Source organism: Pseudomonas sp. MM211 (assembly GCF_020386635.1).
Lineage (GTDB): Bacteria > Pseudomonadota > Gammaproteobacteria > Pseudomonadales > Pseudomonadaceae > Aquipseudomonas.
On the sequence record NZ_CP081942.1, the window covers coordinates 3621945 to 3633525 of the forward strand.

An 11581-nucleotide genomic window follows, 5' to 3' on the forward strand; every position below is an offset into this window, starting at 1 on the left:
AGGTCAGGCCGCTCGCTCACGAGGTACCAGGGTGACCCAGTAGCGGGTGCGGGCGCGGACTTCGAGGGGCAGGCTGGCGGCCAGGAGGTCGAGGATCTGGTCGGTGTCGGCGAGGCGGAAGCTGCCGGTGACGCGCAGTGATTCGAGCTCCGGCGACCAGCGCAGAATGCCGGGCCGGTAGCGATCCAGCTCACGCAGGAAATCGCCGAGGGGCTGGTCGTTGGCCATCAGCACACCGTCACGCCAGCCTGGCACTCCGGTATCGAAAGCCTGAGTGGACTCCATGCGCCCTTCCCGCAGGCGCACGCGCTGGCCAGGCTGCAGGGCGAGCGTGTCGTAGCCCGTTGGCCGTAGCTGCGCAGTACCGCTGAATACCGAGAATTCGCAAACATCGCCCTGCTGACGCACACAGATCTCGCCTGCACTGAGCGTCGCCCTGCCCTGTTCGGTGTCGATGATGAAGGGAGATGGGCCGGCAACCCGCAAGGCAATTTCGCCGCGCACCAGGGTTAGCTGGCGCTGGCCGGCGTCGAGGTTCACCGCCGAGGCTGTATTCAGATCCAGCACGCTGCCATCGGCCAAGGTAAGGCTGCGACGCTCGCCCGTGCCGGTGGAGATATCCGCCCGCCAGGCATCGATCGGCAACTCGCGGGTGACCAGCCAGGCTGCTGGCGCCACTGCTGCAAGCCCGAGCATACCCTTGAGCAGGCGCCGACGACTCTGATCGGGGCGATTCAGGCTAGCCATGGCCAGTTCGGGAGGCAGCCCGTCGAAACGCGAGCGCAGTGCCTGAACCCGTTTCCAGGCATGCTCGTGGGTAGCACTGTGATCGCGCCAGCGCTGCAGCGCGGCGTGATCCTGCTCACCAGCCTCGCCGGACTCGATCAGCGCCAGCCAGCGAGCTGCGGAACGTGCGACACGGCGGGTATCGTCACTGATCTCGCTGTTCAACACAGCTCGACCAGCAGGCAGTGTTCGTAGGCTTGAGCCATGTAGCGTTTGATGCTGCGCTCGGAAACATCCAGGCGTTCGGCGATTTCCCGGTAGCCCAGCCCTTCGAGCTGGCTAAGCAGAAAGGCGCGGCGCACGACCGGCGGTAAGCCATCGAGCAATTCGTCGAGGGCCTGCAGGGTTTCCAGCAGCAGCCAGCGCTGTTCTGGCGAGGGTGCACAGGCCTCGGGCAGTTGCAGCAATGCATCGAGATAAGCCTGTTCCAGACTGCGCCGCTTGTGCAGGTTGATCAGCAGGCGTTTGCCAATGGTTTTCAGGTACGCACGTGGCTCTTGCAGCTCGGCGATAATCTGGGAGCCGCCTAGCACGCGGATAAAAGCATCCTGGCTGAGGTCAGCCGCATCCCAGCCGTTGCCCATGCGGCGGCTCAGCCACTGCTCCAACCAACTGCGATGGTCACGGTAGAGATCGTGAAAAGCCTGTTCACTGGATACAGCCGAACCGGACATGCCGGGCACCCGTTGCGAGAGTCAATAACGAGATCGATTCTAATTAACAACGGCCCCAAGCGGTAGCCTTGCTGATGGATTTCGTCGCCAGCAGCCCTTTTCCGTTGCTCGCAAGGGATACCTCTCAACGCCTTGAACGTACTGACGGTCGGCTCAGTCAATGAAGGTAGCGCAACGCCTTGTTGTGGGAATGCACGTACTGCCATTCAGAGTGAGCAATCGATGCGGGTAACCGTCTGGAACACACTTAAAGGAATGCTGAGCTCTCCTTTTGCAGCACTCACTCTGGTTGCGCGAAAAATATCCTATGCGCTTCGCCCTGGCGCTTCACGCGGCCGATTGTTGCGTGAAGCACGTGTACGTAAAGGCTGCCCTCAGGCCGATACGAGGCGAAAAACCGGGCGAGATATTTGAGCTGACCAAGCAGTAAAACATTTGGCAATGACAGCCGCTGCGCTCTATTGTGCTGCGAGTTTTCGACAGAGCGGCCTGCCATGAAGTCTATTTCCATCCTGCTTTTCAGCGTTATTTGTTCCAGCGCCTGGGCCACCGATGCGCCCGCCCCTTCCACGCCCTGGACGCTGCTGGATCAGTTCGAAAAAGCCTACACCCTCAATGACAGCGCCCGCGTGGTGCTGGTGGCACGCAGCATGTCGACCGCACGCCTGGTCAATGGCGCACTGGAGGAGAAACCGGAAGGTTTTCTGGAGGCGCGCCACGTGGTCTACGTAGCAGATATCGAGAAGATGCCATCACTGGCGAAGATGGTCGCGGTGCCGGCCATGCGCTCGGCCAAATACCGCATCATGCTCGATCAGACCGGCAGGGTCGCAGGCCGCTATGAAGGCGACCGGGAAACTGTGCAATGGCTGGAGCTGGAAGGCGGCAGCGTGATTCGCGAACAGCGTTTCAGCGATGCAGCCGAACTGCAGAGTGCGCTGGAGGCACTCCCTCAATAGCCCTGGCGCTCACGCGAAGAGCATGCCGAGGAAGCGGCCTATATACACGTCCCCCCGATAAGCCTCGTCCAGGCAAATCTGCGCGCGTGCCAGGTGACCATCGAGGCGTTCGCGCACCCTCTCCTCTCCATGCAGTGCCAGCAGGGTCGACTTACCGTCGTCCTTGCCCTGATCCTTGGCGTTGTTGGGGTTGGCGTCTTGCAGGTCATCGTAGAGCTGCACCGCATGGCCGAGTTCGACAGCGAAGCGTTGCAGTACGCTGCGCACCGGTTTGGGTGCGTCGCTGATCAGGTAGGCCATGTCCATGATCGCGCTGAACAGCACCCCGGTCTTGAGCTTGTTGGTTTCGGCGATCTCTTCTTCGGAGCGGGCATTCTTGCCATCGCGCAGATCCTGCAGCTGCCCCTGCACCAACCCCTGTGAACCGACCGTGTTGGCGACGATTTCCACCAGTTGAGTGCGCACCAGCGGCTTCAGCCCCTCGATGCTGGCGACCACGCCAAAGGCTCGCGCCAGCAAGGCGACGGCGGCGAGAATGGCGATGTCTTCGCCGAACGCCAGATGCACGGTGGGCCGCCCGCGACGGATCTGGGCGTCATCCATGCACGGCATGTCATCGAGAATCAGCGAGGCGGCGTGCACCATCTCGATGGCGCAGGCCAGATCCAGTGCCTGACGCTGATTGGCGCCCAGGCCATTGGCGGCAAGCAGCAACAGCAGTGGCCGCATGCGTTTGCCAGGGGCCAGCGCACCGTCACGAACGGCAGCGGCTACCAGATCTCGTTCATTGCTGACGGCGGGCAGCAGTTCATCCAGCCGCCCCTCGATGGCACCGCGCAGTTGCAGCAGGTGCTCGGTGAATCCGCTGTCTATCGTTGCAGTCGCATAGGCTGTCATCGTTCCCTCTCTTCTTCTGTATTCCCGCAACACTTGGACACGCTTTCAAGTACTGCCAGGTCACTGCAACGAAGGATCCTGACACCGAAATGATCACAACTGAAGCCGGTTTGTAATGTTGGAACGTCTAGTGCGTGCAGTTGCCTGATAATGTGGCCAATTCAAGCCTAGCGGATGTCGATATGCTATTCGATCATTCCGCTCTGCACAGACCGCGTGCACCGCAAAATGATTCCTGCGCAATGGAGCTTGCATGAATAATAACGACCTGAGTCGGCGTAAGGATGACCATCTGGATATCGTTCTGGATCGACACAAGGCGGCCACGCGTGTCAGCCCAGGCTGGTCGAACGTGCAGTTCGAACATTGTGCCTTGCCTGAGCTCGATCATGGGCAGATCGACCTGCGCAGCTCGCTGCTCGGCATCGCCCTGCAGGCACCGCTGCTAATCAGCTCCATGACTGGCGGTGCCAACCGCTCCGAAGCCATCAACCGCCACCTCGCCGAAGCCGCCCAGGAGCTGGGCATTGCCATGGGCGTCGGCTCCCAGCGTGTCAGCCTGCAAACCGGCAACGACCAGGGCCTTACCCGTGAACTGCGCCGCTACGCGCCAGGTATCCCGCTGCTATCCAATATCGGTGCGGCGCAGTTGCTGGAGCCGCAAGGCCTCGATCTGGCGCGCCGCGCGGTCGATACGCTGGAAGCCAATGGCCTGATCATTCACCTCAACCCGCTGCAGGAGGCCGTACAGCCTGAAGGCGACCGCAACTGGCGTGGAGTGCTGACGGCGATCGCCCGCGTAGTGGCAAGCCTGCCCGTACCGGTGATCGTCAAGGAAGTCGGCGCCGGTTTGTCGGTATCGGTGGCACGCTCATTGGTCGAGGCCGGTGTGCAGGTCATTGATGTGGCGGGTGCTGGCGGCACCAGTTGGGCGGCCGTGGAAGGTGAACGCGCGGCGAACCCGGCGGATCGCGCCGTGGCCATGGCCTTCGCCGGCTGGGGGATTCCCACCGCGACAGCCGTGCAGTCGATACGCGATGCGTTGCCGGACGTGACGCTGATCGCCTCCGGTGGTGTGCAAGATGGCGTGGATGCTGCCAAGGCCATTCGTCTCGGTGCCGATATCGTCGGCCAGGCCGCTGGCGTGCTACCAGGGGCAACGTTATCGACTGAAGCGGTGATCGAACATTTTCAGATCGTTATTCGCCAACTGCGCACGGCGTGCTTCTGCACGAGCTCTGCCAACCTGGCCGCGCTGCGCAATGCCCGACTGCTCCCGACCAGCTCACTACGAACGACTCAAGCATGACCCACTTTGCCGTCATCGCCCCGCCCTATTACAGCCATTTTCAGGCGTTGCAAGCCTTGGCAGTCGAGTTACTAGATCGCGGCCACCGGGTGACCTTCTTTCATCAGTCGGACGCCGCCCATTGGCTCAGCGACCCGCGCGTTGGATTTCGCTCCGTGGGAGCCAGCAGCCACCCACCCGGCAGTCTGGAGCACACCCTGCGCCAGGCGGCGCGACCAGACACGCCGTGGGGATTGCGCAGAATCATCAAACAGATGGCGGGCACCACGGCCATGCTCTGCAACGAGCTGCCTGGGGCCTTCGCCGACAACGGAATCGAGGCGCTACTCTGCGACCAGATGGAACCGGCTGGCGGATTGGTCGGCGAAAGCCTGAGACTGCCATTCATTTCCGTCGCCTGTGCGCTGCCGGTCAATCGCGAGCCGGGGCTGCCACTGCCGGTGATGCCCTTCGCCTACGCCAGCGATGAGCGCAGCCAGCACATGTACCGTGGCAGCAGCCAGGTTTACGACTGGCTGATGAAGCCGCTGGGCAAGGTGATCAACGATGCCGCCCTGCGCCTGGGCATCGCGCCGCGCACCGCACTGCACGAATGCCTGTCGCCGCTGGCGCAGATCAGCCAGACCCTGCCCGGTTTCGATTTTCCGCGCAGCCAGTTGCCGGCGCACTTCCACGCGGTCGGCCCTTTGCGCAGCCCAACGACAGCGCATCCGGGTGAGTGGCCTATCGACACACAACGGCCTTTTTTCTTCGCCAGCCTCGGCACGCTGCAAGGTGACCGACTCGGCCTGTTCGAACGGATCGCCAGGGCTTGCCGCAGTCTCAACGGCCAATTGTTGATCGCCCATTGCGGCAAGCTCAATACGGCTCAGGAACAGCGCCTTATCGAGCTTGGCGCCACTTGGGTCACCGATTTCGCACCGCAACAATGGGCGCTGGAACAGGCCGATGCCGTGATTACCCATGGCGGCCTGAATACGGTGATGGATGCGATTGCCGCACGTACACCGATGCTGGTGATGCCGATAGCCTTCGACCAGCCGGGCGTCGCCTCGCGGGTGGCGTACCGAGGCATCGGGGTGCAGTTGAGTCGGCGGGCCAGCGCCTCACGTATCGCAACGGCGCTGCGCACGTTGCGGGCAGAACCGTTGCCTGGCTTCGAGGCGCTGAGCCAAGAGCTGCAGCAGGCCGGCGGTGTGCCAAAGGCTGCCGATATCGTTGAGGCGGCGGTGCTACACCACGTCTCAGTGGGAGCCGAGCGCTGATGGCCTACGACCTGATTCTCGCTGGCGGCGGCCTCGCCAATGGTCTGATCGCCTGGCGCCTGCGCCAGCAGCGGCCCGACCTGCAAGTGCTGTGCATCGAAGAACAACCCAGTCTGGGCGGCAACCACACCTGGTCGTTCCACGATGGCGACCTGAGTGAAGCTCAGCACCGCTGGCTGGAGCCTCTGGTGGTGAAACGCTGGCCAAGCTACCAGGTGCACTTCCCCTACCTGTCGCGGGCCATGAACAGTGGCTATGCGAGCATCACGGGTGAGCGTTTCGCCGAGGTCATCACCCCGGCGCTGGGTTCGTCCCTGCGCCTGGGCTGCACCATCAACGAGATCAGCCCCACCCACGTGACGCTGGAAAGTGGCGAGCGGCTCGATGCCCGGGCAGTGATCGATGGCCGCGGCGCCAGGCCGAGCAATAATCTGGTACTCGGCCAGCAGGCGTTCGTCGGCCAATTGCTACGCCTCGAGCGGCCCCATGGGCTGACTGCGCCGATCATCATGGATGCGCGGGTGCCACAGGGCGACGGCTATCGTTTCGTCTACGTACTGCCCTTCTCAGCGGACACACTGCTGATCGAAGACACCCATTACGTCGACAATCACCGTGCCTCCACCGAGCAGTTGCGCGAACACATCGCGGCCTATGCCAGTCAGCATGGCTGGCAAGTGGCCGAGTGTCTGCGCGAGGAACAGGGTATTTTGCCAATCACCCTGGCTGGCGACTTCGACGCTTTCTGGGACGAAGCCGCCGGCCAGCCGCTGTCCGGTCTGCGCGCCGGGCTGTTCCACTGCACCACTGGCTATTCCCTGCCCCACGCCGTACGCCTGGCCGAGTGGTTGAGCAATTATCAGCTGCGTGACGCCGCCGCCCTGGCACGCGACCTGCGCGCGCATGCCCGAAGCGAATGGCGCAACCAAAACTTCTACCGCCTGCTCAACCGCATGCTGTTCCTGGCCGGGCGACCACAGGATCGCTGGCAGGTGATGCAGCGTTTCTACGGATTGTCCTCAGGGCTGATCGAACGTTTCTACGCCGGTAGCAACCCCTGGTACGACCGTGCCCGAATTCTTATCGGCAAGCCGCCGGTGCCCGTTGACCAAGCCATGCGAGCGGCCGTGCGCCATTCCCCGCGGCATTTCGAGACTCGTTCATGAACCAAGCGAAAACAGCCATCGTCATTGGTGCAGGTTTCGGTGGACTGGCCTTGGCCATTCGTCTGCAGAGTGCCGGCATCCGCACTACCTTGCTGGAAAAACGTGACCAGCCAGGCGGCCGCGCCTACGTCTACCGCGACCAGGGTTTTACCTTCGATGCCGGCCCGACGGTAATTACCGACCCCAGCGCCATCGAAGAACTGTTCGCCCTCAGCGGCAGGAAGGTTGCCGACTACGTCGAGCTGCTTCCAGTCAAACCCTTCTACCGCCTGTGCTGGGAAGACGGCACGCAGTTCGACTATGCCAACGACCAGGCCGAGCTGGACCGCCAGATCCAGGCCCTCAACCCTGGCGACGTGGAGGGTTATCAGCGTTTCCTGGCTTACTCCCGTGCGGTATTCAAGGAGGGTTACCTGAAGCTCGGCGCGGTGCCCTTCCTGTCGTTTCGCGACATGCTCCAAGTCGGCCCGCAACTCGCCCGCTTACAAGCGTGGCGTAGCGTCTACTCGATGGTCTCGAACTTCGTCGAGCACGATAAATTACGCCAGGCCTTCTCGTTTCACTCCTTGCTGGTTGGCGGTAACCCTTTTGCCACGTCCTCGATCTACACCCTGATCCATGCCCTGGAGCGTGAGTGGGGCGTGTGGTTTCCCAAAGGTGGCACCGGCGCGCTGGTAGAGGGCATGGTCAAGTTGTTCGAGGATCTCGGTGGCACCCTGGAGCTCAATGCTGACGTGGCCGCCATCGACACCGAAGGCAACCGCGCCACCGCCGTGCGGCTGCAAGACGGTCGTCAGTTCGCGGCCGACAGCGTGGCCTCCAACGCCGACGTGGTACACACCTATGCCAACCTGCTCGCCAAGCACCCGCGCGGGCGTCAGGAAGGCCGACGCCTGAAAGGCAAACGCTTCAGCAACTCGCTGTTCGTGATCCACTTCGGTCTCAAGCGCCCCCAGCCGCAGTTGCAACACCACACGGTGTGTTTCGGGCCACGTTATCGCGAGCTGATCGAGGAAATATTCAGCGGTCAAACCCTGGCCGAGGATTTCTCCCTTTACCTGCACGCGCCCTGCGTCACCGACCCCAGCCTGGCACCGCCCGGCTGCTCGAGCCACTACGTGCTGTCGCCGGTACCGCACTTAGGCAACGCGCCAATTGACTGGGAGGTCGAGGGCCCGCGCTACCGTGATCGCATCCTCGCCTACCTCGAAGAGCACTACATTCCAGGGCTGCGCGAAGACCTGGTGACCTGCCGGATCTTCACCCCCAATGATTTCCGCGATGAACTCTATGCCTATCAGGGCTCGGCGTTCTCCCTGGAGCCGGTGCTGCAGCAGAGCGCCTGGTTCCGCCCGCATAACCGTGATGCGCAGCTGAGCAACGTCTATCTGGTTGGCGCTGGCACCCACCCTGGCGCCGGCGTTCCGGGCGTGATCGGCTCGGCCAAGGCCACTGCGGGCCTGATGATCGAAGACTTACAGCCATGAGCGCCGCCACGCCGGACGATCAGGCACTGATCGAGCACGCCAACCAGAGCATCGCCGTAGGCTCGAAGAGCTTCGCGGCGGCCTCGAAACTGTTCGACGAGCCGACCCGACGCAGCGCCGTGATGCTCTACGCCTGGTGCCGCCACTGCGACGATGTGATCGACGGCCAGGAGGCCGGCCACGACGCGGTGCCCATCAGCCGCCAGGAGGCCGAGCAGCGTCTGGCACACCTCAAGGCCCAGACCCACGCGGTGTATACCGGTGGCGAACTGGACGACCCTGCATTCGCGGCCTTTCGCCAGGTGGTGCTCGCTCACGACATTCCCGAGCAGCATGCCCTGGAGCACCTGGCAGGTTTCGAAATGGATGTGCTGGAGCGCCGCTATCGGAGCATCGACGACACCCTGCAGTACTGCTACCACGTGGCCGGCGTTGTGGGCTTGATGATGGCGCGGGTGATGGGTACTCGAGATGAACCGACCCTGGATCGCGCCTGCGACCTCGGCCTGGCATTTCAACTGACCAACATCGCTCGGGATATCGTCGATGATGCCGCCGTGGGTCGTTGCTATCTACCCGAACAATGGCTGGAAGAACTGGGGGTGCCGCGCGATCAGGTCGCCGACATTCACCACCGGCCCGCCGTTGCGGTGCTCGGCCAGCGTCTGGTGGAACTGGCGGAGCCCTATTACGCCAGCGCCCAGGCAGGCCTAAGCGCCCTGCCCTGGCGTTCGGCCTGGGCGGTGGCGACAGCGGCGGCGGTCTATCGGCAGATCGGCATGAAGGTGCTGGACGCTGGCGATCACGCCTGGGACGAACGCCTCTCCACCTCCAAGGCGGAGAAGATCGGTGCAGTACTGATCGGTTTGTGGCGGGCGCTTACGAGTCGCTTCGCGCGCTGGCCGGCTCGCTCCGGGAGCCTGTGGCAACGTCCGCATCCGTCTTGCGCAACGGTCCGTCATGCATCGCCCGCAACTGAGCCTTCAGACGCGCCGTAGAGGGCGCATAAAGAAAGCCGAAGGACACGCAGCGCTCCTTGCCCTCCACGGCATGGTGCATCAGGTGCGCCTGGTACAGGCGCTTGAGGTAGCCGCTGCGCGGCACGAAGCGAAATGGCCAGCGGTGGTGCACCAGGCCGTCATGAACGACGAAGTACAGCAGGCCGTAGGCAGTCATGCCTGCGCCGATCCACTCCAGCGGGTGCATGCCCTGGGTTCCCAGGGCGATCAGCACGATGGCCAGCCCGGCGAATACCGCCGCGTACAGGTCATTCTTCTCGAACCAGCCTTCGCGCGGCTCGTGATGCGAGCGATGCCAGCCCCACCCCCAGCCGTGCATCACGTACTTGTGGGCGAAATAGGCGACACCTTCCATCGCGGTCAGTGTGACGAAAAAAACCAGGGCATTGATGATCATCGTGCGACGAACCCTTGCAAACGGCTGGAGCCAGGCTGAAGGCGGTTGAAGCTGGCTGGCGACACGCGGTAATCCTTCAGGCGATTGTGATTTGATCGGATGCACTGCGCCCTTGCGGGCCTCTGCTATCGACACTCGGCAGCGCCCTGCGATCCATCTGCGTGCAGGGCACGGCGTTGCATATCGGGAACTGGCGCCCATCCTACAGCGGTTGATCGAATAGGCACAGAAAGTGACAGGGTAAGATTCGTCAGCTTGGCCGGCTTCCCTCCTGCGCATCTACCGTGAACGCGCATGGAAGCGATAAGCCACGAAGCCTGGCAGCGGCTTCGTGCACTCGTATCCCTAGCTGGCCAGTTCCGTCACCGGCACCTTGACCCTGTCAGCCTGATAGCCTTGGGGATTACCCTTCTGCCAGCGCCAGGAATCGGTGAGCATGGTCTGCAGCCCGCGCTCGGCGCTCCATTGCAGCTCGTTTTTCGCCTTGCTCGGATCCGCCCAGCACTGGGCGATGTCGCCTGGGCGACGGGCCACGATGCGAAATGGCAGCGCGCGACCGATGACTTTTTCGAAGGCCCGCACCATCTGCAGCACCGAATAACCCTGCCCGGTGCCCAGGTTCCATACCATCGAACCGCGAATATGGCCGAGCCGGTCGAGGGCACGCAGATGGCCATCGACCAGATCCATCACGTGGATGTAGTCACGCACCCCAGTACCATCACTGGTGGCGTAATCACCGCCGTAGATGCTCAGTTGCGGCTGCCTTCTGACTGCCACCTGCAGCATGTAGGGCAGCAGATTGTTGGGAATGCCATTGGGATCCTCGCCGATCAGCCCCGACTCGTGGGCACCGATGGGATTGAAATAGCGCAGCAGCGCAATCGACCAGCGCGGATCGGATTGGGCCAGCGCCTTGAGGACGTTTTCCGCCATCAACTTCGACTGCCCGTAGGGGTTGGTCGGAATGCCGGTGGGACTGTCCTCCTGTATCGGCATGCTGACCGACTCGCCATACACGGTGGCCGAGGAGCTGAATACCAGCCTGAAGATGCCCGCATCGGCCATCGACTGACACAGGGTGATGCTGCCTGCCACATTGGTCTCGTAATAGCGCAGCGGGTCGCGAACGCTTTCGCCAACGGCCTTCAAGCCAGCGAAATGCATCACCGCGGTGATCGGCCAGCGCCGGAACAGATCGTCCAGCAAACCGCGGTTGCGGATATCACCCTTGATGAAGCGAGGCTGACATCCGGCGATGAGGGCCACGCGCTGCAGCGACGTTCGCGAGCTGTTGCACAGATTATCGAGTACCACGACCTCATGCCCGGCCTGCAGCAGCGTCAGCACTGCATGAGAGCCTATGTAACCGGCACCTCCGGTGACCAATATCATGGTTGTCTCCTATGGGATCAGGTCGCTCGGTTGAAACCGCCCATGGATGTGCACTACGACACGGGTCGCCTGCATGGCAGGAAGAAGATCGACTACAGAGATACCGACGAGGGCCGCTTCGTACTAGTTCAGGTCAAGGGATGAACGCGTGATTCGCTGACCTTTGAGCCGAACTGTTGAACTGCCGGAAGCCGCACACCGTCCACCTCTCGCACTTGTCCGGTTAA

General features: G+C 62.6%; 11 protein-coding genes. 6 read left to right on the forward strand and 5 right to left on the reverse strand.

Going from position 1 to position 11581, the window contains the following annotated elements:
* Window positions 1–3: 3 nt before the first annotated feature.
* The gene (locus K5Q02_RS16610) at window positions 4–951 is read right to left on the reverse strand and encodes a FecR domain-containing protein (protein ID WP_225832324.1); all 948 of its coding nucleotides are present in this window, start codon (window positions 949–951) and stop codon (window positions 4–6) included.
* Window positions 948–1460, reverse strand: coding sequence for a sigma-70 family RNA polymerase sigma factor (locus tag K5Q02_RS16615; RefSeq protein WP_225832326.1), 513 nt, complete (start codon window positions 1458–1460; stop codon window positions 948–950). Before K5Q02_RS16615 ends, K5Q02_RS16610 begins: the two co-directional genes overlap by 4 nt.
* 494 nt (window positions 1461–1954) lie before the next feature.
* Here K5Q02_RS16615 and K5Q02_RS16620 point away from each other — a divergent pair, with 494 nt between their 5' ends.
* Window positions 1955–2419, forward strand: a complete 465-nt coding sequence (locus K5Q02_RS16620) for a hypothetical protein (protein WP_225832327.1) — start codon at window positions 1955–1957, stop codon at window positions 2417–2419.
* A gap of 9 nt (window positions 2420–2428) precedes the next feature.
* On the opposite strand, the gene K5Q02_RS16625 is transcribed toward K5Q02_RS16620, so the two are convergent.
* Window positions 2429–3316 (reverse strand): polyprenyl synthetase family protein, encoded by an 888-nt coding sequence (locus K5Q02_RS16625; protein WP_225832329.1) that lies wholly within the window; start codon window positions 3314–3316, stop codon window positions 2429–2431.
* Between the two features lie 253 nt (window positions 3317–3569).
* On the opposite strand from K5Q02_RS16625, the gene fni reads away from it, so the two are divergent.
* Genes fni through crtB form a run of 5 tightly spaced genes read left to right on the forward strand, consistent with a single transcriptional unit; the run spans window position 3570 to window position 9541 of the window.
* Complete coding sequence (fni, locus tag K5Q02_RS16630; RefSeq protein ID WP_225832330.1) at window positions 3570–4625, forward strand: type 2 isopentenyl-diphosphate Delta-isomerase; 1056 nt, start codon at window positions 3570–3572, stop codon at window positions 4623–4625.
* Window positions 4622–5890 (forward strand): glycosyltransferase, encoded by a 1269-nt coding sequence (locus K5Q02_RS16635; protein WP_225832332.1) that lies wholly within the window; start codon window positions 4622–4624, stop codon window positions 5888–5890. The genes fni and K5Q02_RS16635 overlap by 4 nt, the downstream gene beginning before the upstream one ends.
* Window positions 5890–7056, forward strand: coding sequence for a lycopene beta-cyclase CrtY (gene crtY / locus K5Q02_RS16640; RefSeq protein WP_225832334.1), 1167 nt, complete (start codon window positions 5890–5892; stop codon window positions 7054–7056). Before K5Q02_RS16635 ends, crtY begins: the two co-directional genes overlap by 1 nt.
* Window positions 7053–8543: a phytoene desaturase gene (locus K5Q02_RS16645; RefSeq protein ID WP_225832335.1), complete on the forward strand. Its 1491-nt coding sequence runs from the start codon at window positions 7053–7055 to the stop codon at window positions 8541–8543. Before crtY ends, K5Q02_RS16645 begins: the two co-directional genes overlap by 4 nt.
* Complete coding sequence (gene crtB / locus K5Q02_RS16650; RefSeq protein ID WP_225832337.1) at window positions 8540–9541, forward strand: 15-cis-phytoene synthase CrtB; 1002 nt, start codon at window positions 8540–8542, stop codon at window positions 9539–9541. Before K5Q02_RS16645 ends, crtB begins: the two co-directional genes overlap by 4 nt.
* On the opposite strand, the gene K5Q02_RS16655 is transcribed toward crtB, so the two are convergent.
* Complete coding sequence (locus K5Q02_RS16655) at window positions 9423–9959, reverse strand: sterol desaturase family protein (RefSeq protein ID WP_225832338.1); 537 nt, start codon at window positions 9957–9959, stop codon at window positions 9423–9425. The genes crtB and K5Q02_RS16655 overlap by 119 nt on opposite strands.
* A 345-nt stretch (window positions 9960–10304) precedes the next feature.
* A complete protein-coding gene (gene galE / locus K5Q02_RS16660; protein WP_225832340.1) occupies window positions 10305–11354 on the reverse strand; it encodes a UDP-glucose 4-epimerase GalE in 1050 nt (349 codons plus the stop codon).
* Between the last annotated feature and the right edge of the window lie 227 nt (window positions 11355–11581).